Consider the following 26,006-nt stretch of genomic DNA (forward strand, 5'->3'; position numbering starts at 1 on the left):
GATGGGACTGATCTCCTCGAAGATCTCTTCGAGACCGGATTGGGCCGGAACGTCCTTGCGCCCGGCCTGGCGAGCCGCCTCGACCCGGCCCTTCCATTTCTCGTTGCCGAGCAGCCAGTCGAAGGACTCGGTCTGCAGGGCGAGAAGGTCAGGAACTTCCAGGGGCTCCTGGATGCGCGCGAAAGACACGCGACGGGGACCGGCGGGTACGGCGGAGACGTTGCGCGAGGCTGCCAACAGATGTCCTTCCGGAGAGCACGGATGGAATCGAGCTGCGCGCACACCAAATGCCCCGGGCGGAATCCGGGGACATCAAAAGACGGCGCGAGGGAGCAGCGTAACGCAAAAGACAAACGCGTGTCTACACGTACTATAAGCGTCAACCTCAGTGCCGCCTTCAGCTTGCCACAGCCGGAGTGACCTCGTCAACTCTCTTACGGTCGCGGTACGTGTCGACTTGTGCCGGTCGCAGCCGTGCGGGCCGACCGACAGCTGGTACTACCAACGTGGCCGGGAACTAAAGGTTGCCTCCCCGCCATGCCTCAACTTCCGCTTCCAGTGCGGCTTCGTTGAGAGGAGGAACACTGGCGAAAGACGCCCAGGCATGGACGAGCTCTGCGGCCGACGTCAGGTTATCGCTGGTTATTTTGGCGTTCACGACGAACCATGCGATAAGCGCACCGGCCTCGGGTTGCCTGATATCGCAACGCGGACACAGAACGACAATGGAGGTTCCCATCACGGTTTCCTCTCGGGCGTTGACGAGGTGGTGTGGGACCCGGGCGGACAGGATGCCCTCCTTGCCGCATCGCCCGCATTCCGGTTGTTCTTCAGACGGGATGACTTCCATGCGCGCCGAAGGATTCATCGATCGTCTGTCATGGCACGACCAACGCGTTGGCGCCCAGAAGCACTTTGATGTCCCCGGCGAATGCTCCGTTGCTGATGTTCACTGCGTAATCGGGTAGTTCGACCAGTTGAATTTTTCGATTGAGCCGTTCTACTCGAAGGCGAACAGGAGTTTCACCCGGGTGTACCGTCATGATGCGTTTCAGTTCATAGACGAGCTCTTTGTTAATGCGCTCCTCGCGGAGAGCGATCACGATCGGTTCGCGGCCGTCATCCTGGATGCCAGAAATGTCAAGGAACGTAATGTCTGTGGCGTTGAAGGAGATGGTGGCCTCCTCGCCATCGCCACGTGACCGGATCCGACCTGTAACGGAGACGACCAGGTCGGGCGCGAGGTTGGTCCCGTACAGCTGGTAGGTCTGGGGGAAACAGGGCACCTCGATAGATGCGTCGTGGTCTTCAATCTTAAGGATGGCCCACACGTCACCCTTTTTGGTGACCTTCTTGTCGACGCTGGAAATGATGCCGGCGATGCGGACGTTGCCGAATCCTGCTTGGCCGTCGAGGACCTGGGCGATGGTCACGTCGCGATTGCGTTCCAGCACACGTTCCGCGCCGTTGAGTGGATGATCGGAGACATAGAGGCCAAGCATCTCCCGCTCGAAGGACAGTTTCGTCTTCTTGTCCCACTCGCCTTCGGGGACCATGACGTTGAAGACACTGGCCGCCCCGCTGTCGTCGTCGAACGCGCCGAAGAGCGAGTCCTGGCCCAATGCCTCCTTACGCTTGACATCGATGACTGAGTCCACGGCCTGGTCATGGATCTGGACCAGGCCCCGCCGGGTGTGGCCAAGCCCGTCGAACGCCCCGGCCTTGATCAGCGATTCAATGGTGCGTTTGTTGCATACAACCTGTGGAACCTTGGTCAGGAAATCATTGAAGTCGCTGAAGGCACCTTTTTGGGTTCGAGCGGCGATGATGCCGTTGATGGCGTTTTCCCCGACGTTTTGAATCGCGCCGAGCCCGAACCGGACGTCCTCGCCGACGGCGCTGAAGCGCAGCCCGGACTGGTTCACATCGGGCGGTAGGACCTTCAGCTTCATCCGGCGGCATTCAGCAAGGTAGAGCGCCATCCGGTCCTTGTTGGTGCCGACCGAGGTAAGCAAGGCGGCCATGTACTCGGCCGGATAGTTTGCCTTGAGGTAGGCGGTCCAGTAGGAAACAAGCCCGTAGCCGGCGGTGTGGGACTTGTTGAACCCGTAGGAACTGAAAGGTTCCAGGACGTCCCAGACGGCTTTGGCGGCTTCCTCGGTGTACCCCTTGGCAACCATGCCTGAGGAGAAGGTAGCCCATTGCTTGTCCATCTCCTCTTTCTTCTTCTTGCCCATCGCCCGGCGCAGGATGTCGGCGCCACCGAGGGTGTAGCCGGCCAGTTGCTGGGCGATGGCCATGACCTGCTCCTGGTAGACCACCAGGTGGTAGGTGGTGCCGAGGATCGGGTCGAGAGCTTCCTTGAGTGAGGGGTGGATCGGTGTGATCTCCTGCTGCCCGGCTTTACGCAGCGCGTAGTTCGTGTGGGCGTTGGCCCCCATCGGGCCGGGACGGCCCAGCGCCAGGACCGATGAGATGTCTTCGAACCGGGCTGGGGCGATCAGCTTGGTGAGGTCCCGCATCATTGAGCTGTCGAGCTGGAACACCCCGAGCGTCTCGCCCCGCGCCAGTACTTCGTATGTCTTCTTGTCGTCCAGCGACAGCGTCAGCATGTCCAAGTCGATGCCGCGGTTGTCCTTCACGTTCTGGACGGCGTCACCGATGACGGTCAGGTTGCGCAGGCCGAGGAAGTCCATCTTCAGCGCGCCCATGTTTTCGCTGCTGGGCCCGTCGAAGCCGGTAATGCGGGCGCCATCGTCGGGCCGCATGAAGATCGGCATCACGTCGATCAGAGGCTGTGAGGACAAGATGACGCCCGCGGCATGCACGCCGGTGCCCCGGGTCAGTCCCTCCAGACCCAGTGCGGTATCGATGACCTTCTTGACGTCCTGGTCTTCCTCATACAGCTTGCGCAGTTCGGTCGCCTCGGCGTACCGGGGGTGCTTGTCATCGAAGATGCCGGCGAGCGGGATCTCCTTGCCCATGACGGCGGGCGGGAACGCTTTAGTGATCTTTTCCCCGACGACGAAGGGGTAGCCAAGGACGCGGGCCGCGTCCTTGACCGCAGCCTTCGATTTGATCGTCATGTAGGTGATGATCAGCGAGACGTTGTCCTCGCCGTACCGCTCGGTGACGTAGCGGATCATGTCGCCGCGGCGACGCTCGTCGAAGTCGAGGTCGACGTCGGGCATGGAGATGCGTTCGGGGTTCAGGAACCGCTCGAACAGCAGGGAATGCTCGATGGGGTCGAGTTCTGTGATGCCGGTGACGTAGGCCACCATGGAGCCGGTGGCCGATCCTCGGCCCGGGCCAAGCCAGATGCCGTTGTCACGTGCGTACTGGCAGATGTCGGCGACGACGAGGAAGTAGCCGGGGAATCCCATGTTCTCGATGACGCCGAGCTCGTACTCGATCCGTTCGAGGACATGGGCTGGTACGGGGTCGCCGTAACGGCGGACGGCGCCGCGCTGGGCCTCCTTGCGGAGCCAGCTCATCTCGGTCTCCCCCTCGGGGACCGGGAACTTGGCGGCAAGGTCGCGGTGGGCGAACACCTCGTCGTAGGGTTCGACGCGTTCGGCGATCAGCAGGGTGTTCTTGCAACCCTGCGCCCATAGCTCGGAGTTCGGGTCGAGTGCCCACATCTCCTCGGCGGTGCGCACGTAGTAGCCGTTGCCGGAGAACCGGAACCGGTTGGGGTCGCTGATCTGGGAGTTCGTGCCCACGCACAGCAATGCGTCGTGCGCGGTGGATTGGTCTTCGGTGACGTAGTGGGAGTCGTTGGTGACCAATGGTGGGATGCCGAGAGTCTCGCCGATCCGCAGCAGGTCGCTACGGACGCCCGTCTCGATCGGGATCCCGCCGTGATCCATGATCTCCAGGAAGTAATTGTCGCGCCCGAAGATCTCCTGATACTTGGCCGCGTGTTCCAGCGCCTTGTCGTACTGTCCGAGCCGGAGCCGGGTCTGGATCGCGCCGGACGGGCAGCCGGTGGTGGCGATGATCCCTTCGTGGTACTGCTCGAACAGCTCGTCGTCCATGCGCGGGTATTTCTTCATGTGGCCCTGAAGGGAGGCCAGCGAAGAGATCCTGAACAGGTTGCGCAGACCTTGGGCGTTGACCGCCCACATCGTCTTGTGCAGGTAGGTTCCGCTGGCCGACACGTCGCCGCCCAGCCCGGTCCGCTCGTCAGACTTGCGCTGATGGGGTTCGCCCCAGAACACCGGCTGCTTGTAGAAGCGGGACTCGGGACTGACGTAGCCTTCGATCCCGATGATGGGTTTGACCCCGGCGGCCTTCATCTTGGCCTGGAACTCGTAGGCGCCGAACAGGTTGCCGTGGTCGCTCATCGCGATCGCGGGCATTTCCAGTTCGGCTGCTCGCGTAGCCAATTTTCCGATCTTCGCCGCGCCGTCCAGCATGGAGTACTCGGTGTGAACATGCAGGTGAACGAACGAATCAGCCACGGGTGATCTTGGCCTTTCGTGGTGGGGCGAGTGGGGCGCGCGAGGCGACCCAACTCTATCGACCGAGCCGCTATGGCCGGTCGCGCTCGCCCGGAAAGGATGCGATCGGTGGTCGAACATCCCCGAACACATCTGCGCATCGAACTCACCCCGGGGGCGCCACACGGTGCGAGCCCCTACGTCGGACCGTCAGCGACTCGTAAGCCATCGGTCAGTGCGGTCCACGAACCTCGGCTCATCAAGGTGGACGACCCGAGGGGACCGCGACATGAAGAGCAAGAACATCCTGATCTCCGGTGCGAGCATCGCCGGTCCGGCGCTGGCGTACTGGCTGCACCAGTACGGGTTCGACGTGACGGTGGTCGAACGGGCGGAGACCCTGCGTGAGGGCGGTCAGGCCGTGGACTTCCGCGGCGAGGCGCACCTGACAATGCTGAAGCGGATGGGGATCCTGGACGACATCAAGCGCCACCGAACCCCGCCTGGGCCGCTCATCCTGCTCGACGCCCACGGTGCCGAGCAGGTGCGCCTGCCGGCTTCGTTCACCGGCGGAGAGGTGGAGATCGCTCGCGGCGACCTCAGCAGGCTCCTGTACGAGCGCACCCGCGACAGGGTCGAGTACATCTTCGGCGATTCCATCGCGTCCATGGTCGAGACCGCCACAGGGGTGGACGTGGCCTTCGAGCACGGCGCCCCCCGGAGCTTCGACCTGGTCGTCGGCGCCGACGGGCTGCACTCCAACGTCCGGCGGTTGGCCTTCGGCGACGAGTCGCAGTACGTGAAATCCTCCGGCTATTACGTCGCGCTGTTCAGCGCGCCCAACCACCTCGGGCTCCACGCCGAGTCGATGCTCTACAGCGAGCCGGGGCGAGGCATGCTCGTGTACGGCACGCGGGATGGGGAGGCCAACGCCATGTGCGTCTTCGCCGCCGAGCCCCTCGACTACCACCGGCGCGACGTCGCCACGCAGAAGCGGATCGTGGCCGAGGCCTTCGCCGGGATGGGCTGGGAAAGCGCGAAGCTCGTGGCCGCCCTCCCAGGCGCGCGCGAGTTCTACTTCGACACGATCGGCTTGGTCCAGATGGACCACTACACCAAGGGACGCGTGGCACTGCTCGGCGACGCGGGGTACGGCGCGACTACCGGCGGCATGGGCGCCGGAATGGCCATGATCTCCTCGTACGTGCTGGCCGGGGAGTTGGCGGCGGCCGGCGGCGACCACTCCGTGGCCTTCCCGCAGTATGAGCAGCAGATCCGCGGTTACGCGAAAGCGTGCCAGCGGGTAGCGGCCGGTGTGGGGCCGTTCTTCGCCCCCTCCACCGCGAAGAAGATCCAGCGACGCGGCACGATCTACAAGATCCTCGCCTCCCGGCTCTTCGTGGGCGTCCTCAACAGGATGACGACCAGCGCCGCGAACCACATCAAGCTCAAGCACTACGTCGGGGGCGCCAGAACAGGCGCGTAGGCCTTCATGGTCAGAGAGCCGTCTGCCGGGGGCTCCCGAATGCGCTCGGCCAGGCCGGGCCCGTACGGCAGCGGCGTGGGGTCACCGGGGGTCGTAGGCGAGGTTGGGGCGTAGCCAGCGCTCGACTTCGGCGAGGTGGACGCCTCGCCGTCGGGCGTAGTCCTCGGCCTGATCCTGGCCGATGCGTCCCACAGTGAAGTATCGCGACGAGGGGTGAGCGAAGAGGAGACCGCTGACGCTGGCGGCGGGAGTCATCGCGAAGGACTCGGTCAGGCCCATGTCGAGCCGCTTGGCGTCGAGCAGGTCGAACAGGTCCGACTTCTGGCTGTGGTCCGGGCTCGCGGGGTAGCCGAAGGCGGGACGGATGCCGCGGAAGCGCTCGGCGTGCAGGTCTTCGAGCGAGGGGTCGGCGTCCGGCTCGTACCAGGCGCGCCGCGCCTGGAGGTGGATGTGCTCGGCGAACGCCTCGGCGAGGCGGTCCGCCAGGGCTTTGACCATGATCGCCCGGTAGTCGTCGTGTCGCGTCTCGAAGGCATGGGCGAGGTCTTCGGCTCCGTGGACCGCCACGGCGAATCCGCCGACGTGATCCCCCGCCGGGGCGACGTAGTCCGCGAGGCACCTGTTGGGGCGGCCCGCGGGCTTGGCCGTCTGCTGGCGCAGCATCGGGAGGCGGAGGTCGCCGCGGTGGTCGCTGATCACGATGTCGTCGCCCTCGGAGCGGGCGGCCCAGAAGCCGTAGGCGCCTCGCGCGCGGAGCGACCCGTCCGCGATGATCTGGTCGAGCAGGACGTTCGCCTCGTCGTAGAGCTCCCGGGCCGCCGGCTGGTCGAGGATCGCCGGATACTTGCCCTTCAACTCCCAGGCCAGGAAGAAGAACTGCCAGTCGATCATCGCTCGGAGGGCGGCGAGATCCGGCTGGACGAGGCGCACACCGGTGAACGCGGGGACCGGCAGGTCATCGAACGGAACCCGCTCACGGTTGTCGCGGGCCTGCGCCAGGGTCAGCAGGGGGCGCCGCTCCCTGGTCGCGTGCTGCTCGCGAAGGCGCTCCTGCTCGGCGCGGTTGCTCACGGCCAGTTCCTCGGCCCGGTCGGCGTCGAGCAGGTCCGAGACCACCCCGACGACGCGGGACGCGTCGAGCACATGGACGGTGGTGCCGTCGTAGGCGGGGGCGATGCGAACCGCGGTGTGCTGGCGTGAGGTCGTGGCACCGCCGATCAGCAGGGGAAGCTTCAGCCCGCGGCGCTCCATCTCGGCGGCGACCGTGACCATCTCGTCCAGCGACGGGGTGATCAGCCCTGACAGGCCCACGGCGTCGGCGCCTTCGGCGATCGCGGTGTCGAGGATGACGGCGGCGGGGACCATCACACCGAGGTCGATGACCTCGTAGTTGTTGCAGCCGAGAACGACGCCCACGATGTTCTTGCCGATGTCGTGCACGTCGCCCTTGACGGTGGCGAGCACCACCTTTCCGTTGCCCCGGCCGATGTCGGCGCGACCTTCCAGCCGCGCCCGCTCCTTGTCGGCCTCCATGTAGGGCTCGAGATGGGCGACGGCGCGCTTCATCACCCGCGCGCTCTTGACGACCTGTGGCAGGAACATCTTGCCCGCGCCGAACAGGTCGCCGACGGTCTTCATGCCGTCCATGAGCGGCCCCTCGATGACGTCGAGTGGGCGGGCCGCCCGCAGACGGGCCTCCTCGGTGTCGGACTCGATGAAGTCCACGATGCCGTGCACCAGCGCGTACGCCAGGCGCTGCTCGACCGGCGCCTCACGCCACGACAGGTCCACCGTACGGCGGGTCCCCGTGCCGCTCACCGTCTCGGCGAACGCGACGAGCCGGTCGGTGGCGTCGGCGCGGCGGTCGAACAGCACGTCCTCTACGAGTTCGAGCAGGTCTGCCGGGATGTCCTCATAGACCGCGAGTTGGCCCGCGTTGACGATGCCCATGTCCAGGCCGGCGCGCACGGCGTGGAAGAGGAACGCCGAGTGCATCGCCTCGCGTACGACGTCGTTGCCGCGGAAGGAGAACGACAGATTGGAGATGCCACCGCTGGTCCGCGCTCCGGGGCAGCGTCGCTTGATCAGCGGCAGCGCGTCGATGAACGCCTTCGCGTAGCCGTTGTGCTCGGCGATGCCGGTGGCGACCGCGAGCACGTTGGGGTCGAACACGATGTCCTCGGCGGCGAATCCGGCCCGCTGGGTGAGCAGGTCGTAGGCGCGGGCGCAGATCGACACCTTGCGCTCGACGGTGTCGGCCTGTCCCTGCTCGTCGAACGCCATGACGACCACGCCGGCGCCGTAGTCGCGGATGCGCGAGGCCTGCTCCAGGAACGGGCCCTCGCCCTCCTTGAGGCTGATCGAGTTGACCACGCCCTTGCCCTGCACGCACTTGAGGCCGGCCTCCAGCACGCTCCACCGCGAACTGTCGACCATGATCGGGATGCGGGCGACCTCCGGCTCGGTCGCGATCAGGTTCAGGAACGTGGTCATGGCCTGCTCGCTGTCGAGCAGGTCGGCGTCCATGTTGACATCGAGCACGTTGGCGCCGCCGCGCACCTGCTCCAGCGCGACGTCGACGGCGGCCTGATGGTCGCCGCTCTCGATCAGGCGGCGGAAACGCGCCGACCCCGTGACGTTGGTCCGCTCCCCGATCATGACGAATCCGGTGTCCGGGCCGATCTCGAAGGGCTCCAGACCGCTGAATCTCGTACGCGCCGACGGCGCCGACAGCGGGCGCGGCCGGAGGCCGGACACGGCGGCCGCGATCCGCTCGATGTGCGCCGGGGTCGTCCCGCAGCACCCGCCGACGATGTTGACCATCCCTGATCCGGCGAACTCGCCGAGCAGCCGTGCGGTCTCGTCGGGTTGCTGGTCATAGCCGCCGAACGCGTTGGGCAGCCCGGCGTTGGGATGAGACGCCGTGTAGACGCCGGCGAGCCGCGACAACTCGGCCACGTGCGGGCGCATCTCCTCCGCGCCCAGCGAGCAGTTGACGCCGACCACCAGCGGGCCGGCGTGTTCGATCGCGTTCCAGAACGCCTCGACGGTCTGCCCCGACAGCGTCCGCCCGCTCACGTCGATGAACAGCGAAATCCACAGCGGCAGGTGCGGGGCCACATCACGCGCGGCGGCGATCGCGGCCTTCGCGTTGAGCGTGTCGAAGATCGTCTCGATCAGCAGCAGGTCGACGCCGCCCTCGGCCAGCGCCTCGATCTGCTCGGCGTACGCGGCGTGGACCTCGTCGAACGTCACGGCCCGGTACGCCGGATCCTCCACCCGCGGGGACAGCGACAGCGTGACGTTCAGCGGTCCGATCGAGCCGGCGACGAAACGCCCGCCGGCCTCGTCCGCGGCCTGCCGCGCCAACTGGGCGCCCCGGAGGTTCATCTCCCGCACGAACGGCTGAAGCAGGTAGTCCGACTGGCCGATGCTCGTCGCGGTGAACGTGTTGGTCGTGGTGATGTCGGCGCCCGCAGCCAGATATCGCCGGTGCACATCCAGCACGAGATCCGGCCGGGTCAGATTCAGCAGGTCCGGGTCACCGGTCACATCACGCGGATGGTCCCGGAAGCGGTCGCCCCAATAGTCCGCCGCGGTCAGCCCGGCGCCCTGCAGCATCGTTCCCCAGGCCCCGTCGAGCACCAGGACCCGCTCGTCCAGCAGCTCTCGCAGAGCCTGAGCCCCAACGCCCGCTCCGCCGTTCAAGGACCTGTCCACCGGACCACCTCCCGTTATGGAAGGCGCCCTTGAGGAAAGTCCCGGCCGAGCGTGGCGGACCTCGGCCCGTCGCAGCGCCTCTCGGCTTGAAACCAAGGATACAAGGGCGACATGCGCCGTTCCGAGCGTCGGATTGTCCCATCGTGCTTCAGTTGACCACGCGGGCCACCCCCGCGACGGCATCCGATCAGGGCGGCTCGCGCCTCATACTTCCGATTGCTCATACTTGGGATGACCCGATTATGTCCTAGCCGTGGTCGGCGTCGGGGAGCACGGAACGTCTGGGGTGGGCAGTGATCGTTGGCCGTGAGCAAGAGGCGGCACTGATCGGGGATTTCGTCCGGCTGAGGCACGATGAGAGGCCGGCCACCGCGCAGGCCCTGCTGGTCCGGGGCGATCCGGGGATGGGCAAGACCGCCCTGATCGAGACCGCTGTCCGCAGCGTGATACCGGACGGGATCACCGTGCTCGTGGCGAGGGGACACCAGAGCGAGGCCGACTTTCCGTTCGCCGCGCTGCACCAACTGCTGCGGCCGGTGCTGGACCGCATGGACTCCCTTCCCGAACGGCAACGCTCGGCGTTGCGCGGGGCGTTCGCCATGGATTTCGACGGCGGGCCGCCGGACCGGATGCTGGTCGGCATGGCGACGCTCACGCTGCTGTCCGAACTCGGCGAGCGCGGCCCGGTGCTCCTGGTCATCGACGACGTTCAGTGGATCGATCGGGCGTCGCAGGACGTGGTCGGCTTCCTGGCCCGGCGGCTGCCGGGCGAGCCGATCACTGTTCTGGCGGCGACGCGCGAGTCCGCTCCCCCGGCGTTCGGCGAGGACTTCACCGAGCTCCGGCTGGGGCCGCTCGGCGACGACGCGGCGGGGGCACTGCTGGACCGGCAGCCGGACCCGCCCGCCAGGACCCTCGCGCGACGGGTGCTGAGCCAGGCCGGGGGCAACCCGCTGGCGATCATCGAACTCGCCAAGGTCGCCGGGGCGAAGATGGGGCGGGCCGCGTTCTGGTCGGCCGAGACGTTTCCGCTCACCGAGCGCCTGGAGCAGGTCTACGCCATGCACCTGGCGGAGTTGCCGCGCCAGACCCGGGAACTGCTGTTGCTGCTGTCCACCGCCGACGGCGCGGAGTGGCGGGCGGTGCTGGCCGCCGCGTCCGGCGCCGTGCCCCCCACGGCGCTGGAGCCGGCCGAGCGCGCCGGGCTGGTCAGCCGCGACGGGTCCGGCCCGTCCTTCCGCCATCCGCTGATCCGCTCGGCGATCTATCAGGCCGCCTCGGTCGAGGCGCGCCGTACGGCTCACCTGGCCATCGCCCGTGCCGTACAGCACGATCCCGACCGGAGGGCCTGGCACCTGGCGGCGGCCGCGGCGGGACCCGACGAGGAGGTCGCCTCGCTGCTCCAGGAGGTGGCCGAACGGGCCGAACGGCGTGGCGCGCCCGCCGAAGCGCTCACGGCCATGGACCGCGCGGCGCAGTTGACCCCGGACCGCCGGGTCCGGGCCCGGCGGCTGGCCAGGGCGGCCCAGTTCGCTCTCTTCAACGAGATGGTCGAGAGGGTCAAGCAGTACGGCGACACGATCGCCACCCTGACCGACGAGCCCGAGGTGCTCGCTCAGCTCCCGCCGCTGGTCGGCTGGGCCATCTCCAACAGCGGCCGGCAGGACTCGGCGATGAACCTGCTCGTCCCGGCGGCGGAGGCGGCCGCGTCGCACTCACCGATGGCCGCCTTGGGGATCTTGAGCGTGATGGGGAGCGTGGCCGTCTATTCCGGCGTACGGGAGCACCGTGAGCAGATCCGGCGGACCGCCGCGCTCATCACGGAGCCGCTCGATCCGGGCAACCCGATGCCGATGTGGGTGAAGGCCAGCGCCGACATGCTCGCCGCCCATGACTGGATAGGCGTCGAAGTGGAGCGGGCCCGCGCCACTTCCAACCCCGACTTCTTCACCCGGCTCCTGCTGGGCTTCATGGCGTTCCACAGCGACCACACGGCCGCGGCGATCGACCTGCATGGTGGCCTCCTGGACCCGGAACGGGAGGCGGCGCTGCCGGGCAGCAACAGCTCGTTCCTGTCGTTCTACGGCTTCGCCTGTCTTGACGCCGGGAAGTGGAAGAAGGCCGAATCCATGGCCGCCCACGCGGTAAGGATCTCCATCGAGATCAACCCGGGGTTCTCGACCGCGATGGCGCGGTCTCTCCAGGCGACTCTGGCGGCCTTGCGCGGCCAGGCCGACGAGGCCCGTACGCTCGCGCAGCGGGCGATGTCCGCCGCGGACCCGCAGAGCCGCGTCGTCACCGCGCGGTGCGAGCGGGCTCTCGGCCTGGCCGCCACCGCCGAGGGCAACCACGAGATCGCCTACGACCATTTCCGGGAGCTCTTCACATCCGGCGGCGGCCCCGTCCACGACCACCTGTCCTACTACGCGCTCGCGGACCTGGCCGCCGCCGCGGTCCTCACCGGCCGCGCCGACGAGGCCGAGCTCGTGCTCCGGGCCGCGTCCGCCGACCTATCGGAACGGCCCACCGTACGGCTCGGCCTGCTGATGAGCACGGCCCGCGCCATCCTGGCCACCTCCGACGAGGAGGCCGAGCGGCACTTCCAGGCCGCCCTGGGCGACCCTGCCGGTGATCAGTGGCCGTTCGAGCGCGCCCGGGCCCACCTCGAGTACGGCCAGCGGCTCCGCCGGCAGAAGCAGATCAAAACGGCCCGAGCCGAGCTGACCGCCGCGCTCGACGTCTTCGAGCGACTGGGAGCCGCACCGTGGGCGCAGCGCGCCCGGATCGAGCTGAGCGCCGCCGGTGTGCGGCCGGCCGGGCCGGAGCCGTCGCTCACGAAGCTGCTGACCGCCCAGGAGCTGCAGATCGTCAGTCTCGCCGGCCAGGGGCTCACCAACAAGGAGATCGGCGAACGGCTGTTCCTGTCCCACCGCACGATCGGCTCTCACCTCTACCGGATCTTCCCTAAGCTGGGGATCACCACCCGGGCCCAGCTGCATGCCTTCGCCGCCGAAGACTCCGATCTGGGCTGACGGGTCACCCCGGACGCCGGCGGAAGGGGCGTCACCCGGTCCTGCTCCGCTCCCGCATCCAGTCGGCGATCTCGGTGCGGGAGTGGAAGCCGAGCTTGGTCAGGATGTGTTCGATGTGGCCCTCGGCCGTGCGCTGGGCGATGGTGAGAGAGGCCGCGATGTCCTTGTTGCTCAGCCCTTCGGCGACGAGCTGGGCGATCTCCGTCTCCCGGCGGGTGAGCGGCGCGTGGCGCGCGGCCCGCTCAACAGGCCCATCGACGGGCTCATCGACGGGTCGGGAGTCCTGCAGGGCATACTCGAGCGCGGTCTCGAAGAGCAGCTCTGCCCCCTTCGTCAGGGCTGCGCGGAAGGCGGATTCGCCGAGTGCCTGGCGGGTCCGTGCCGTACATCGGTCGTGGTAGCCGGCCAGCCCGTATCCGGACAGCGGAGCGCCGATCGCCTTCCAGAGGGTCTGGAGGACTCCCAGCAGCGACGCCGCGCGCTGATATCGGCCCTCGCCGGCGGCGATCCAGGCCAGTGCCTCCAGGTTGAGCCCGATGCCCAGCGGGTCGCCGAGCGAACGGTTGAACCGCAGGCTCTCCTTCTCCAGGAGGGCCGCACGGTGGTTGTGGCCCTGACACCAGACCGCGATTCCCAGCGCCATCATCGCCCACGCCCGGTGCGAGCTCTCCTCATGGGCGTCGCACAGCCTGAGGCATTCTTCGGCGAGGGAGATGGCGCGCGGCAGGTCGCCCCGGAAGGAATGGGCGAGGGACAGGCGGATGAGGGCCAGCGCGAGGCCGACGGGGTCTTCCGCCGCGCGGTGCAGGGCCACCGCCTGCTCGTAGAGCGCGACCGCGGATTCGGCCTCTCTGCGGTGCATGGCGATCATCCCGGAGAAGAGCGCGACATACGCCCGGACGGACGGCTGCCCCAGCCGTTCCCCGAGGACACGGCTCTCCTCCAGCATTCTCTCGGCGGAGGCGATGTCGGCCTGCACGATCGCCAGCCAGCTGTTGACCCACAGAGCCCGCGCCCTGACCTCGCTCGGTCCGGTCTCGACGGCGAGCCCCCGGTCGAGCAGGCGGCGTCCCTCGCCCAGGTAGTAGCTGGTGATCCAGTGGTAGAGGAGGTCGCCGGCCATGTCCAGACCCGTCCTGACCTCTCGCGGGTCGGCGAAGCAGTGCTCCAGGGCGGCGCGCAGGTTGGGATGCTCGGCCTTCAGCCGGGTGGCCCAGGCCACTTGGGAGGGGCCGAAGACCCGCTCGCGTCCCTCGGCCGCCAGCCACCGGTAGTAGTCGCGGTGCCGGCGCCGCAACTCGTGCTCCGTCCCGGACTCCCGAAGCCGGTCCTGGCCGAACTGACGGATGGTCTCCAGCATCCGGTAACGGACTCCGGTGGGGTGGTCCTCGCGGACCAGCACGGATTTGTCCACCAGGGCGCCCACCAGGTCCACGATCTCCTCGCGGCGGACGCCGTCACCGGCGCAGACCTGCTCGGCCGCGTCCAGATCCAGCCCTCCGGAGAACACCGACGCCCGCGCCCACAGCAGCCGCTCCTGGTCGCCGCACAGGCCGTAGCTCCAGTCGATCAGCGCCCGCAGCGTCTGGTGGCGCGGCAACGCCGCCCGCGAGCCGCCGGTGAGCAGCCGGAACCGGTCGTCGAGCCGGTCCAGCAACTGCTGCGCCGACAACACCCGCAACCGCACCGCCGCCAGCTCGATCGCGAGCGGAATCCCGTCCAGCCGCCGGCAGATCCGCTCGATTGCCTCCCGGTTGTCCTCGGTCACCGTGAAATCCGGCAGCACGGCCCGTGCCCGCTCTGTGAACAGCCGCACCGCGTCGCCGTCGGCCAACGCCGGGACCGGAAGCATCCGCTCGCTGGAGACCCCCAGCGGCTGCCTGCTGGTCACCAGGATTCGCAGCCCCGGAGCCGACCGCAGCAACCGCTCGGCGATCATCGCGCAGGCGGGCAGGAGATGCTCGCAGTTGTCCAGCACCACCAACGCCCGCTTGTCGCGCAGGTGCTCGGCCACCGCCTCCAACCGCGGCCGCGCCGAGGGAGCGCGGATCTCCAGCACCTCGGTCAGCGTCTCCAGGAGCAGCTCCGGAGTGGCGAGCTCCGCCAGCTCGACCAGCCACACGCCATCGGGGAACGCCCGCCGGACGTCACCGGCGACCCGCGAGGCCAGCCGGGTCTTGCCGACCCCGCCCGCACCCGTCAAGGTCACCACCCGGGCCCCGGACAGCATCCGCTTGACGTCGGCCACCTCCTGCCGACGCCCCACGAAGCTCGTGCCCTCGACCGGCAGCCCACCACCGCGCAACCGCCGCCGCTCCGGAGAACTGACTGTCGCGTTCATCCCTCGCCTCGCGCCCGGCTCAAGCAATGGATCAACCATGCGTTATAACGAACCGATAAACCCATGCTATGACCGGGCCGAATCCCCGCGCGTGGTCTCTCCCGTGGTGTGGCGATCAGCGATGTCCACGGTGCCGATCGCGTAGACGAACGGGCCGCGGACGCCGTTGTTGAAGCGCTCCGCCGCCGCCAGAGCGCGCCGGAGCCGTTCGTTGGGCTCCATGCCGAGGTCGGCGGTCGCGTGGAGGGCGCCGAGCGCGACGGCCGCGCCGCCCCCGACCGCGGCGAACCCGTCAGCGGACTCCCCCACCTGGTAGTCGTCTTCGATCTCGAAGAGCCGCCCGGCCACACCGACGAGGAACGTGCCGCCGGACTCCTGTTCGGAGTCCTTGCGGGCGTAGCCGCCCTCCTTCAGACATGCGCGGACGGCGTCCACGAACGTGGTGACCATGAAAGCGTGCACATCGCTCTCGGCGGGAGGCTCGGGCGGGGTGAACGCGTAGTGCAGAAGTTGCCCCATGCGGTAGCTGGTGGTGAAACCGAACACGTAGGGGCCGTTGAGGAAGACTTTCGGGTCGGAGCGCAGGCGGATGTCCCAGCCACAGGATCCGGCCGAGTCGCCGGCCATGTAGACGCGGCCGTCCTGGACGATAGCGGCGATGGCAGTCACTGGGGGGCTCCTCACGCTGCGAGATCAGAGGGGGGTGCGTCCGCGTGGACCCGCTCGTTAGCCTGCCGGCTGCGGGCGTGAACGCCTTCACCTCGATGATGATCCTCCCGGCGATGATCTCCAATACCCGCCGGATGTCCGCGAAGTGCCCCGGCCACCTGGGAACGCCTGCACGGAACGTGCACGGGAGATGTTCACCGCCCTGCACACGCGTCGGGCACTGTGTCGGGATATGCGCAGACTTGTTCTGGCCATCGCCGCGTGCATCCTGCTTACGGGAAGTGTCGTTCCCTGGCCACCACCCAGGTCCGTCGCCGATATCGCGAGGTTGGCGAGTGACTATCTGGCCTCGCACAAGAACGTCACCCGCGTGTTCCGCTCGGAAGCGTGCAACGTCACCTTGATATCGAATGGACTGGAGACGGATCTGTCCGCCGACCTCGGCCAGGAGATCAGCGGCCGCCTCATCAAGACAACGGATGCCTCATACTTCCAGATGCCGCTGGGCGAGGAAGTCGAGGCCGGGAAGTCGTTCGACAAGGTCACCGATTACTACGAGCCGTACCACCTGTTCGCAGTGGACGTCCTGGCCATGATGGCCACCAACCTGGTCGACGTCTATCGCGTGTATGAGATGTTCGCCACGTCCGGAACATTGACCGCGACAGCCATAGAGGGCGATCTCGCTCACTACGTGATCAGGATCGATACATCCAAGGCCGCCAAGGGACTCGAGCTCGCAACCTACATTGCCCTCCGTGATCCGATGCCATTGATGCAGAAGGACGTGGAGGAGTACGACAAGGTCAGAGAGGGAGACCGGGACGCGGAAACACGCTTGCGCGACAAGATCCTCGCGGAATTCGGCCCATCAGTCACCTATGAGCTGTGGGTTGATGGGCAGGGCCGCCCGGTTCGGTACGTCCTGACGGGCAAGGAGCGGGCGGAGATGACCTTTTCTGACTGGGGGACAAGCATGGTGAAGGCTCCGCCGGCCGTTCAGGTCCGATCCCTCGGGGGCTGATCGTCGTCGGACGAGCCGCGGTCGTGGTGGCAGGTTCCGGTGACGGTGAGGCCGCGCATCCGGCCTATGTTGTCGAAGGAGCCGAACCCGACGCGGCCCGCCTCGAACCGCTTGTCCGTCGCGGTCATCAACGGCGTGGACGCGCCGTCGACGTAGACCGCGATCTCACCCGTCGTGGCGCACCGCCGGACCCGGACCTTGTGGAACTCGGCGTCGGTGATCGCGGGCGGGGCCCCGACCTTGCCGTTCCACTGGTCGTCCAGGCGGAGTCGGTCGGCGTTGTCCACCACGAAGATCCCGTTGTGTGGATAAATCGTGTTATCGGTTGAAAGGTGTGCGTAGTAGAACTGCGTGGGCGACTGGTACCCGAACACGATGATCACGTCGCGATTGGTGATCTGCACCGGGGTGTCGAGCCTGACCTCGGCGTCGATCTGCACCGACCCGAACTCCGGGCCCCGCGCGAGGATCGCATACTCGTACGGCCGGCGCGGGCCGGGCTGGGGGGTGCCGGCCTCGGCGAGGACCACCTCCGACCCTGGGAAACGCCACTTCGAAGGCGTCACGGGCGCCCAGTCGGAGGCCGCCGTCACGCCGCTCACGCGGGTTCGCCCGATGTGGCACGCCGCGACCCGCCCTGCGTCGCTCAACGGCGAGACCTCGGCGGCCGCCCGGTAAGGCCGCTCACCGGCGACCGCCACGATGCCTGCCGCCACGACCAGGGAAAGGGACACGAATCTGTGGAGAACGCGGGCCGGCCGCATCGGATCGTCTCCTCGGCATCGACGGAAAGCGCTTTCGAGACCACTTCCGGCGAAGCCTATATTTCTGCGTGGCACTGTCAAGTGCCGTTCGCCCCCGATGTAAAGACGCCGCGCCTCGGCACCGGCCGAGACCTTACACGCACAGTCAGCAGATCTCGGCTGTGACTGTTGCCACGTCCCGCCCGCCAGTTTACTTTCGACGAAAGCGCTTTCCCATGTGCTGTCGCGACCCCTGTGGATGGAGGGTTCTCCTTGTCGAAGCCCAGAAGGTTGCTCCCGAAACGCAGATGGTTAGTCCTCCCGGCCGTGTCTCTCCTGGTGGCCGTGCTGGCGGCGCCACAGGCGCTCGCACGGACGCCGGACGCGGCCGGGGAATCCCGCGCCCCCGCAGCCACACAAATCGACACCCCCACGACGACACAGGCCGACGCCCCCGTCACCGACCCGATCCCCCAGGACCCCGTCCCGTCCAACCTCGGCTTGACACTCACCGAGTTCGCCGGTTTCCCGAAGTCAGAGCCCGTCCCGCCGCCGACCGACCGGCGGCTGATGCGGCAGGCCCGGATCAACTACCTCGGCGAGATCCCTGACGGGTCGGGACGCAAGTTCGTCCCCGATCTCAACGGCACGATGTACATCCTCGATGGAGGGGCGCCCCAGCCGTACCTCGACGTGCGAGCGGAGACCGGGCCGGACTTCTTCTCCGGCAAGGGCCTCGGCTCCGGCTTCGGGTTCGTGACCTTCCACCCGGAATTCGCGAAGAACGGCATCTTCTACACGGTCCACACCGAGGCGTTCGGCGCGCTGCAGTCGAAGACACCGGACTGGACACAGCCGAACCCGATCCTCCACAGCGTGGTGACCGAATGGACAGCGGAGGACCCGTCCGCGAACACCTTCAAGGGAACCCACCGTGAGGTGCTGCGACTCGGGTTCAACGGACTGACCCACGCCATTCAGCAGATCGACTTCAACCCGACGGCCAAGCGCGGCGACGAGGACTACGGCCTGCTCTACCTGGCGGCCGGGGACGGCGGACTCGGTGTGTCGAGCAGCGTCCCGCAGGACCTCAGCGTGCCGTTCGGCAAGATCCTGCGGATCGACCCGAAGGGCCACGACAGCGCCAACGGCAAGTACGGCGTTCCTCGGTCGAACCCGTTCGTGAACAGGGCCGGGGCCCTCGGCGAGATCTACGCGTACGGCATGCGCGACCCCCACCGCTTCAGCTGGGACAGCCGCGGGGGCAACCGGCTGTTCCTCGGCCACATCGGCGAGCACGCCATCGAGGCCGTCTACGAGGTCGGGGCCGGCGACAACCTCGGCTGGAGCGAGCGGGAAGGCCCGTTCGTCTTCGACAAGAGCGACCGGTGCCACCTGTACCCCCTGCCGCCCGACGACGACAAGAACGGCTACACCTACCCGGTCGCGGCGTACGACCACGACCCGCCGGCGGGCTGGCCCTGCACGCGCGACAGCGGCCACGCGATCAGCGGCGGCTTCGTCTACCGAGGCCACCGCCTGCCGGGCCTGCAGGGCAAGTACGTGTTCGCCGACCTCGTGGACGGTCGCGTCTTCTACGCGAACGCCGGCGAGATGCACCGCAAGGACGGGCGGCTGGCCACGATCTACGAGCTGAAGATCTTCGGTCCCGACGGCAGGCGGGTCACCATGCGCGACCTGGCCGGTGACGCCCGAGTCGACCTGCGGCTGGGCACTGATCTCGCGGGCGAGCTCTACCTGCTCGCGAAGGCCAACGGCAAGATCTGGAAGGTCACCGGCACGCGCCTGGTGCCCCCGACCCCCGACGTGCTGCCCACCCTCAATCGCAACCTCGTCGCGTTCTACGACTTCGAGCACCCCTTCGTGGCGAGCACCGGCGTGGAGCTCGACCAGGGCTCGTCCGGCACGGCCATCACGCTCGTCAACGGCGGGGCCGCGATGCGCGTGAAGGACGGCGCCTATCCCGGAAGCAACTCGGCGCTCCAGACGCAGCAGGTCAATCCCACCGTGAAGGGGGGCAACGACGACTGGAAGGCCGGGATCTATTCCGAGACCGGCGTGCCGACGCTCCACGCCTTCAACGGGGTCAAGGGCGCGACCATCATGGGTTGGGTCAAGATGACCGGGCAGAACCCCAGCCCCAACCCCGGCAGCGCGACCCCGGGCGCCACCTACGGCGCGATCGGGCTCGCCGGCCTCCTCAGTGGAGACTCCGACGGCCACGCCGTACGGGCCCTGCTGGAACTGATCAAGGTGGGCGACGAGATGCGCCTGGTGGCGCTGGGCCGGCGCGTCGACGGCGGCGCCTCTCAGACGTTCGCCGCCAACGAGGACTGGCACAAGCTGCTGCCGCTCAACGAGTGGGTGTTCCTCGCGGCGACGTTCGACTACGACAAGGGCACCATGAAGCTGTACCGCAACGGCGAGCCCGTCGACGGGTTCTACGTCGTCCCGGGCGACCCGTGGGAGATCGGAGGCGAGGGCCCGCACTACGCCTCGCCGACCGACCCGAGGGGTATCAAGATCGGCGGGAGCTTCCCCCAGAACACCCGGGAAGGCAACCCGTGCAACTGCCGGATGGACAGCCTCATGTTCCTCGACCGGGTGGTGACGCCCATCGAGGTGAAGCTGCAGTACCTCATGGTCACGAAAGCGCCCTGGTGATCGCCGTCTGAGAAAGTCCGTCCTCTCCCTGACCCCCGCGTCATCGGCCGGGGGTCGGGGAGAGACCGCGGCGACCTGGCCGAGCCCCCGAGTCTTTGGTGAACAGACGGATGATGAACAGGGGGACGCCATGCCGACGAGTCGCATCAGTCATCCGGTCTTCGCCCGGCTCTACACCCGTGTCAGTGAGGTGCTGGACCAGCACGGGCTGGCCGAACACCGCCGAGCGTTGCTGGCCGGGCTGTCCGGGCGGGTGATCGAGATCGGCGCGGGCAACGGCCTCAACTTCGCCCGATACCCGCCGGCCGTCACAGGTGTGGTCGCCATCGAGCCCGAACCGCGGCTGCGCGCGACCGCCCGCCTCACCGCCACACGCTGGAGCGGTTCCTGTTCCCCCCGGCGCCCACAGGCCGATCTCCTTCTGCGCCCGCGGGCTGGCCCGGCGGTGAACCTGAGGGGCAGGTCGCACCATGGACACGGGGACTACTGCGAGCATAACCACGCAACTCGTTACCGGGACTGATCGGCCACCGAGGGCGCTGCGTCCAGGCGGGTCTGTGGCGTTTCCTCGAGTGCTGCTCTACGGCGCTGGTAGTGACGAGCGGCTCGGGCGCGGTTCCCGCAGGACGGCTTGCACCACTCCTGCCTGCCGTGTTCCTTGATGAAGTAGCGCACGCATCGGGGGGCGGTGCAGGCGTGCAGGCGCTCGCGTTGCGGACCGCTGAGAAATTCGATGGCGGCACGGGCGAGTGCCGCCGTCAGCCGGACGGCCGCGTCGGGGTCAGGGGGCGTGGGCAAGAGCATCGACGTGGGCGCGGTGTCGGCAGGCCAATCCAGCAGAGGAGTCACCGGCTGGAGCGCGGCGGCCGCGTTGATTCGGGTAAGTGCCTGGTCGAGGGGCAACAGGCGGTGCGCGTCCGCCGGGCTGGGCGGGGCGGGGCTCACCGCCCGTGCGAAGAGGGCCCGAACACCCTGACGGATCGCGACCACCGCGACTCTGGACGCCTCATCCGCCACGAAATCCCGAGCGTCGAGCAGTTCGGCCCGGTCGCGCACCCAGTCGGTCAGCCCCTGGACGGTCTCCAGGTCATCGGCGACGCCTCCCTGACCGTCGTGACGGATGGTGACGGCCAGTTCCAGGGCCAGATACCGATCCACTGCGACCCCTTTCCCGGTACGCGCTTGATCGCGACGCCCGGAATACTCTAACGTCTAACGCATAACGAGATTTTACCGTTAGACAGCGCGCCTGGGCGGACGGCGCCTTCAACAGGACGGAGCGGATGATGGTTCTGCTGGCTCACATCAGTGATCTCCACCTCGACGGGACCGAGCGCTTGACAGAGCGCGCCACCCGCGTCATGAACTACCTCAGGGCTCTGCCCCGGCCCGTCGACGCGGTCCTCGTCACGGGGGACATCGCCGACCACGGCGATCCGGCCGAATACGAAGAGGCCGCGCGGATCCTCGACGCGCCGTTTCCCGTGCTGACCTGTCCCGGTAACCACGACGTCCGAGGCCCCTACCGCAAGGCGCTGCTGGGCGAGGCCGCCTCCGACGGCCCGATCAACAAGGTGCACCACATCCAGGGGACCGCGATTCTGATGTGCGACTCGACCATCCCCGGACGTGACGAGGGACTCCTCGACGGAGAGACGCTCGGCTGGCTGGCCGCCACTCTGGGCGACCTGGGTGGCGACGTGCCCGTCCTCATCGCGTTCCATCAGCCACCGGTCGTTCTCCACCATCCGCTGCCGGACTCCAGCCGGCTGACGCAAGCCGATGAACTCGCCGGCCTCCTTGCCGGGCACCCCGAGGTGGTCGGCGTTCTGACCGGGCACGCCCACACGGCCGCCGCCTCGTCCTTCGCCGGACGGCCTTTGCTCGTCGCGCCGGGCGTTGTCTGGACCCTGCGACTGCCCTGGGAGGGCGAGCAGTTCATGGACAAGTCCCACCCACCGGTCATCGCCTTCCACGTGCTCGACGAGGAGCGACGGATCACCACCCACTACCGCGCAGTTCTGTGACCTGCCGGCCGACGGCTCCGCCGTGTTGGGAGACACCCGATGCACTTCGCCGCCATCGCCGGTTTCCTGGCGGCCGTCTTCCCCATGGTCGCGACGCCCGGAGCGAGCCTGACCCTGCTCACTCAGCGGGTCAGCGACGGCGGGCCCCGCCAGGGCCTGCTGGTGATCCTGGGCACCGCCACGGGTCTGTACGTCCACATGACGCTTGCGGCGCTCGGTCTGTCCGGGCTGGTCATGCACTCCAGCCAGGCCTTCGCCGCGGTCAGGCTCGCCGGAGCGGTCTACCTCGTCGCCCTGGGCATCTGGACCTGGCGCTCGGCGACAGTGCGGCCGGCGGCCAGGCAGGCGCTCACGTCCCTACCTTGGGCCGGCCACTCCACGTACGTCCAGGCCCTGCTGGGCAACGTTCTGAACCCCAAGGCGGCCTCGATCTACCTCACCCTGATTCCCCAGTTCCTCGACCTCCACGACCCGGTGTTCATCCAGATCCTGATCCTGGCCACCGGACACGCGCTGCTGATCACTCTGTGGCTGCTGCTGTGGACCGCGGTGATCGCGCGAGCGGCGCACGCCATGAGGTCCCCGAGCTTCAAGGCGGTCCTCAGCAGGATCACCGGCACAGTGCTGATCGCTCTCGGACTCCGGGCCGCCATGAGGTGATCGCACATCACGACGGGCGGACAGGCCGCTCCGACTCGGACAGGCTCAGGTCGCGGCGAGCGCGTCGGTGGCGGTGGAACACGTGCATGATCACGCCGAACAAAGCACCAGGTAAGACGGTGCGTGCGGGAACATGCGCATGATCACGCGGGAAGGGCGGGTCGGAAGGCGACCGACTGGGCGCAACTCGCCAGCGTCGCCCTCGGGGTCCAAACGCCCACCGGGTCGGCCTGCTCCGCCAGGCGGGCCCGGTCTACCAGTTCCGCCACGAGAAGCTCCAGGATCGCCTCGCCCACCTTCACCGTCACGGCGGCTGATCTCCGTACGCCGACGGGCAAAGCGCGGGGTGAATCCCTGGACGTTGATCCGGATCACCGGACGTATTCGGTAGATCACCGGCATGGTTCGGCGAGGCGGAGATTTTCGTCATCCGGCGAGGGGTAGGTGCTGGACGCGGCCGTCCGATAAGGACAGCCGTATATCGGTTGCCGTCCCGCGTGGCCTGACGCTCGCGTCCCGCGTCGCCCTGCTCGCGCTCAGCCGCCACGCCAGCGATCCCAGGAGGCGTCGTGATCAAACAAGGTAAGCCGGCACAGAACGGCCAGGCGAAGCTGACCTTCAGCGTTCCGGTCGACCAGGCCCCGGGCGGGCTGTCCGTGGTGGGTGACTTCAACGACTGGGATCCCTACGCCCACCCCATGCAGGTGAAGAAGGACACCTACGAGTTGACTGTGACCGTTCCCGCCGACCGGCCCATCTGCTTCCGCTACCTCGCCGACGGCGGCGTGTGGTTCGACGACGTCGACGCCGACTACCACGACGAGCACGGCGGCCACATCAAACCGGTCGCCCAGAGCGCTGAGGCGGATGAAGAGCCCCTCGCCGTGAGCGCCTGACGCCGCCGGCCTGACGACTTCCCCGCGAGGGTTTCACCCAGGAGCCGGGGAAGACTTTCGAGAAGGCTTCGCAGCCGGACGGACGAGCGGGCGCTGGACCGCCGGCTCGCACACCATGAGCGCCGAACGGCGTGTCTCCGTCATGGAGATCCCGTTCGGGCCTCGGTGTCAGAGCCGCCGGAATGGCGCCCCTCCGCCTTTCAGGCTTTCAGGCGCCGAGGTCGCGGGCCACGGTGTCCAGCGCGTCGGCGAGCCGGTCCAGGTCGTGATCGCTCAGGTCCTCTCCCGCGAGCCGCTCCTCCAGGTCTTGACGGCTCACGATCACAAGCCCTTCCGCCTCGTTCTCGGCAGCGACCACGATCTTGCCTCCGACAAGGGTCAGCGCCGCGTCCGGCTCCGTGGCATCCAGCAGCCTGCGGACGTCGTCTCGTTGCACGAACTCCATGCGAATCTCCCCCGAACCTCGCGTGAGGTAGCGAATGTTACCCAGAACGAGTCGCCGGGCCGGCGAGCGCCCCTAGGGTCAGCGGTAGCCGAGCACGACATGCGCGGCCCAAGCGCCTTTCTCACCGAATATTTGCCCCGCCATGAGGCTCGGCTTGCCCGTGTCATCGCATGCTTTGAGTTCAAGAGGTGCTCACCTCACCTCTTGGGGGGCAGGTGCGCAGACCTAATCACTCATCACTCCGGGTTCGGATCACATGTGCGGCCGCCGTCTTGGCCGCACTGATCGGCATCGGCGTCAGTGCGCTCGTCGTGGTCACCGTCCGCGCGATGGACGTCACCTCGGGCCGGGAGCAGATCACCGAGGCCACCGACCGGATGCTGAACCACATCAGAGGCCGGAACTTCCCTCACCCGCTGGCCAGGAGCGGGGACGAGGAGATCCAGGTCCTGAACCCGGCCGGTCAGGTCGTCACCTCGACCCCGAAGCTGTCCGGCAGGCCGGCCATGGCCGGTTTCCGCCCACCCGCTCACAGGATGCGCGAGAAGCGCACGCTGTGCCCTCCGGCCGGGTTACGGGGCTGCATGACCGTGGCCGCGTACAAGGTCGTCCAGCAGGAGGGGACGTGGCTTGTGTACATCGCGATTCCAGCGGCCCCCTGGTACGCCAACCCCATACTGGCGGTCTTCTTGGTCCTCGTGACCTTGCTGATCACGGCGACGATGGGCGCCGTCACCTACCGCGCGGTCGGCAGGACGCTCGCCCCGGTGGACGCCATCCGCGCCGAGCTGTCGGAGATCACCGCCAACCATCTGGACCGCCGGGTGCCGGTGCCCGAGAACCAGGAGGAGTTCAAGGCGCTGGCCGACACGGCGAACAGCACCCTGGACCGACTGCAAGCGGCCTACGAGCAGCTACGGCGCTTCACGTCCGATGCCTCACACGAGGTCCGCAGCCCCCTCACCGCCATACGGGCGCAGGTCGAGGGGGCTCTGATGTATCCGGACGAGACCGACTGGCCGGCGACGGGACAGGCGGTCCTGGCGGGAGTGGAGCGGCTGCAGGCGCTGATGGGCGAGCTGCTCGACCTGGCCCGGCTCGACGCGGGCGAGTCCATCCCCTGCGCCCCGGCCGATCTCGCGCAAATAGTCGAGGCCGAGGTGGACCGCCGCCCCCATCGGGTAAGGATCGTGAAACATCTGCAGAAGGGCGTCATCGTGACGTGTGACCGGATGCGCATGTCCCGGTTGCTGATGAACCTGTTCGACAACGCCGAACGGCACGCCATCTCCGAGATCTCCCTGGTCGTGCGTGAGGAGGCCTCGACCGCTGTGCTGGAGGTGATCGACGACGGTCCCGGCATCGCCGGCGACCTGCGCGAAATCGTCTTCCGCCGCTTCACCCGGCTGGACACCGCCCGCAACCGCGACGCCGGGGGATCCGGGCTGGGGCTGGCGATCGCCCGGAAGATCGCCGAGGTGCACGGCGGCACGCTGACCATCGAGGACAGCGAGAACGGTGGCCGGTTCGTCCTGCACCTCCCCCGCTACCGCCCCGCCGCGTAAGGCTGAGCGGCGTCCGGCCCTTCACCCGGTCAGGATGCCTCGCAACGGCGCTCTTGATCGCCCCGGTGGGAGCTGGCGGACGCGGGCAAGCTCACCGTCAGGGTCGGCGCGACCTATCCGCTGGGGCGCGCCGCCGAAGCCGGACCGTCCTCGCAAAGGGACGAACCTGCGGAAAGGTCGTTCTGGAGATTCTCTGAACGTAACGGAACCACGGAATTCGACCTGAAGAGGTTGACGGTTCCCTCCGACCGGTGTGTTTTGGCGATAGCGT

Annotated in this window: 19 protein-coding genes and 1 riboswitch; of the genes, 9 read left to right on the forward strand and 10 right to left on the reverse strand. The window is 67.9% G+C overall.

The window, feature by feature from the left end:
• The 3 genes from N5079_RS05225 to dnaE form a co-directional block, all read right to left on the reverse strand.
• The coding region (locus N5079_RS05225; protein ID WP_261582297.1) for a hypothetical protein at positions 1 to 237 on the reverse strand (237 nt) is incomplete at its 3' end.
• Positions 238 to 517: 280 nt separating this feature from the next.
• Entirely contained in the window at positions 518 to 868 is a 351-nt protein-coding gene (locus tag N5079_RS05230) for a DUF6300 family protein (protein WP_261582298.1), read from the reverse strand.
• 10 nt (positions 869 to 878) lie between these two features.
• The gene (gene dnaE, locus N5079_RS05235; protein WP_261582299.1) at positions 879 to 4,463 is read right to left on the reverse strand and encodes a DNA polymerase III subunit alpha; all 3,585 of its coding nucleotides are present in this window, start codon (positions 4,461 to 4,463) and stop codon (positions 879 to 881) included.
• A 268-nt stretch (positions 4,464 to 4,731) separates the two neighbouring features.
• Between dnaE and N5079_RS05240 the strand changes: the two genes are divergently transcribed.
• Complete coding sequence (locus N5079_RS05240; RefSeq protein WP_261582300.1) at positions 4,732 to 5,928, forward strand: FAD-dependent monooxygenase; 1,197 nt, start codon at positions 4,732 to 4,734, stop codon at positions 5,926 to 5,928.
• A gap of 81 nt (positions 5,929 to 6,009) precedes the next feature.
• Here the strand turns inward: N5079_RS05240 and metH are convergent, their stop codons facing one another.
• A complete protein-coding gene (metH, locus tag N5079_RS05245) occupies positions 6,010 to 9,648 on the reverse strand; it encodes a methionine synthase (RefSeq protein WP_261582301.1) in 3,639 nt (1,212 codons plus the stop codon).
• A gap of 14 nt (positions 9,649 to 9,662) precedes the next feature.
• Positions 9,663 to 9,737, reverse strand: a riboswitch (S-adenosyl-L-homocysteine riboswitch).
• A 204-nt stretch (positions 9,738 to 9,941) separates the two neighbouring features.
• Here metH and N5079_RS05250 point away from each other — a divergent pair.
• Positions 9,942 to 12,680, forward strand: a complete 2,739-nt coding sequence (locus N5079_RS05250) for an ATP-binding protein (RefSeq protein WP_261582303.1) — start codon at positions 9,942 to 9,944, stop codon at positions 12,678 to 12,680.
• A 31-nt stretch (positions 12,681 to 12,711) separates the two neighbouring features.
• Here N5079_RS05250 and N5079_RS05255 read toward each other — a convergent pair whose 3' ends face one another.
• Both N5079_RS05255 and N5079_RS05260 read right to left on the reverse strand, forming a co-directional pair.
• On the reverse strand, positions 12,712 to 15,021 hold the full coding sequence (locus tag N5079_RS05255; RefSeq protein WP_261582304.1) for an ATP-binding protein: 2,310 nt from the start codon (positions 15,019 to 15,021) through the stop codon (positions 12,712 to 12,714).
• Positions 15,022 to 15,087: 66 nt separating this feature from the next.
• Entirely contained in the window at positions 15,088 to 15,690 is a 603-nt protein-coding gene (locus N5079_RS05260; protein WP_261582305.1) for a hypothetical protein, read from the reverse strand.
• 232 nt (positions 15,691 to 15,922) lie between these two features.
• On the opposite strand from N5079_RS05260, the gene N5079_RS05265 reads away from it, so the two are divergent.
• Positions 15,923 to 16,714: a hypothetical protein gene (locus tag N5079_RS05265; RefSeq protein WP_261582306.1), complete on the forward strand. Its 792-nt coding sequence runs from the start codon at positions 15,923 to 15,925 to the stop codon at positions 16,712 to 16,714.
• Here the strand turns inward: N5079_RS05265 and N5079_RS05270 are convergent.
• Complete coding sequence (locus tag N5079_RS05270) at positions 16,690 to 17,448, reverse strand: hypothetical protein (protein WP_261582308.1); 759 nt, start codon at positions 17,446 to 17,448, stop codon at positions 16,690 to 16,692. The genes N5079_RS05265 and N5079_RS05270 overlap by 25 nt on opposite strands.
• A gap of 336 nt (positions 17,449 to 17,784) precedes the next feature.
• On the opposite strand from N5079_RS05270, the gene N5079_RS05275 reads away from it, so the two are divergent.
• Both N5079_RS05275 and N5079_RS05280 read left to right on the forward strand, forming a co-directional pair.
• Positions 17,785 to 20,142: a PQQ-dependent sugar dehydrogenase gene (locus tag N5079_RS05275; RefSeq protein WP_261582309.1), complete on the forward strand. Its 2,358-nt coding sequence runs from the start codon at positions 17,785 to 17,787 to the stop codon at positions 20,140 to 20,142.
• Between the two features lie 130 nt (positions 20,143 to 20,272).
• On the forward strand, positions 20,273 to 20,665 hold the full coding sequence (locus N5079_RS05280) for a hypothetical protein (RefSeq protein WP_261582310.1): 393 nt from the start codon (positions 20,273 to 20,275) through the stop codon (positions 20,663 to 20,665).
• On the opposite strand, the gene N5079_RS05285 is transcribed toward N5079_RS05280, so the two are convergent.
• Positions 20,653 to 21,300, reverse strand: a complete 648-nt coding sequence (locus N5079_RS05285; protein WP_261582311.1) for a CGNR zinc finger domain-containing protein — start codon at positions 21,298 to 21,300, stop codon at positions 20,653 to 20,655. The genes N5079_RS05280 and N5079_RS05285 overlap by 13 nt on opposite strands.
• Before the next feature lie 125 nt (positions 21,301 to 21,425).
• Between N5079_RS05285 and N5079_RS05290 the strand changes: the two genes are divergently transcribed.
• Together N5079_RS05290 and N5079_RS05295 are read left to right on the forward strand one after the other, a co-directional pair.
• Positions 21,426 to 22,169, forward strand: a complete 744-nt coding sequence (locus N5079_RS05290) for a metallophosphoesterase (protein WP_261582312.1) — start codon at positions 21,426 to 21,428, stop codon at positions 22,167 to 22,169.
• Positions 22,170 to 22,208: 39 nt separating this feature from the next.
• Positions 22,209 to 22,829: a LysE family translocator gene (locus tag N5079_RS05295; protein WP_261582313.1), complete on the forward strand. Its 621-nt coding sequence runs from the start codon at positions 22,209 to 22,211 to the stop codon at positions 22,827 to 22,829.
• Between the two features lie 143 nt (positions 22,830 to 22,972).
• Here the strand turns inward: N5079_RS05295 and N5079_RS05300 are convergent, their stop codons facing one another.
• A complete protein-coding gene (locus tag N5079_RS05300; protein ID WP_261582315.1) occupies positions 22,973 to 23,137 on the reverse strand; it encodes a hypothetical protein in 165 nt (54 codons plus the stop codon).
• 261 nt (positions 23,138 to 23,398) lie between these two features.
• Here N5079_RS05300 and N5079_RS05305 point away from each other — a divergent pair, with 261 nt between their 5' ends.
• Positions 23,399 to 23,725, forward strand: coding sequence for an isoamylase early set domain-containing protein (locus N5079_RS05305; RefSeq protein ID WP_261582316.1), 327 nt, complete (start codon positions 23,399 to 23,401; stop codon positions 23,723 to 23,725).
• 208 nt (positions 23,726 to 23,933) lie between these two features.
• Here N5079_RS05305 and N5079_RS05310 read toward each other — a convergent pair whose 3' ends face one another.
• Positions 23,934 to 24,170 (reverse strand): hypothetical protein, encoded by a 237-nt coding sequence (locus N5079_RS05310; protein ID WP_261582318.1) that lies wholly within the window; start codon positions 24,168 to 24,170, stop codon positions 23,934 to 23,936.
• Positions 24,171 to 24,442: 272 nt separating this feature from the next.
• Here N5079_RS05310 and N5079_RS05315 point away from each other — a divergent pair, with 272 nt between their 5' ends.
• The gene (locus N5079_RS05315) at positions 24,443 to 25,735 is read left to right on the forward strand and encodes a sensor histidine kinase (protein WP_261582320.1); all 1,293 of its coding nucleotides are present in this window, start codon (positions 24,443 to 24,445) and stop codon (positions 25,733 to 25,735) included.
• Positions 25,736 to 26,006 lie beyond the last annotated feature (271 nt).

The organism is Planotetraspora sp. A-T 1434, assembly GCF_025420585.1.
Lineage (GTDB): Bacteria > Actinomycetota > Actinomycetes > Streptosporangiales > Streptosporangiaceae > JAOEGB01.

Excerpts from the sequence above, each read along its gene's own strand:
- N5079_RS05230 (WP_261582298.1), bottom strand. The coding sequence starts at position 868 with ATGAATCCTTCGGCGCGCATGGAAGTCATCCCGTCTGAAGAACAACCG.
- N5079_RS05240 (WP_261582300.1), top strand. The coding sequence starts at position 4,732 with ATGAAGAGCAAGAACATCCTGATCTCCGGTGCGAGCATCGCCGGTCCG.
- N5079_RS05255 (WP_261582304.1), bottom strand. The coding sequence starts at position 15,021 with ATGAACGCGACAGTCAGTTCTCCGGAGCGGCGGCGGTTGCGCGGTGGT.
- N5079_RS05265 (WP_261582306.1), top strand. The coding sequence starts at position 15,923 with ATGCGCAGACTTGTTCTGGCCATCGCCGCGTGCATCCTGCTTACGGGA.
- N5079_RS05280 (WP_261582310.1), top strand. The coding sequence starts at position 20,273 with ATGCCGACGAGTCGCATCAGTCATCCGGTCTTCGCCCGGCTCTACACC.
- N5079_RS05290 (WP_261582312.1), top strand. The coding sequence starts at position 21,426 with ATGATGGTTCTGCTGGCTCACATCAGTGATCTCCACCTCGACGGGACC.
- N5079_RS05295 (WP_261582313.1), top strand. The coding sequence starts at position 22,209 with ATGCACTTCGCCGCCATCGCCGGTTTCCTGGCGGCCGTCTTCCCCATG.
- N5079_RS05310 (WP_261582318.1), bottom strand. The coding sequence starts at position 24,170 with ATGGAGTTCGTGCAACGAGACGACGTCCGCAGGCTGCTGGATGCCACG.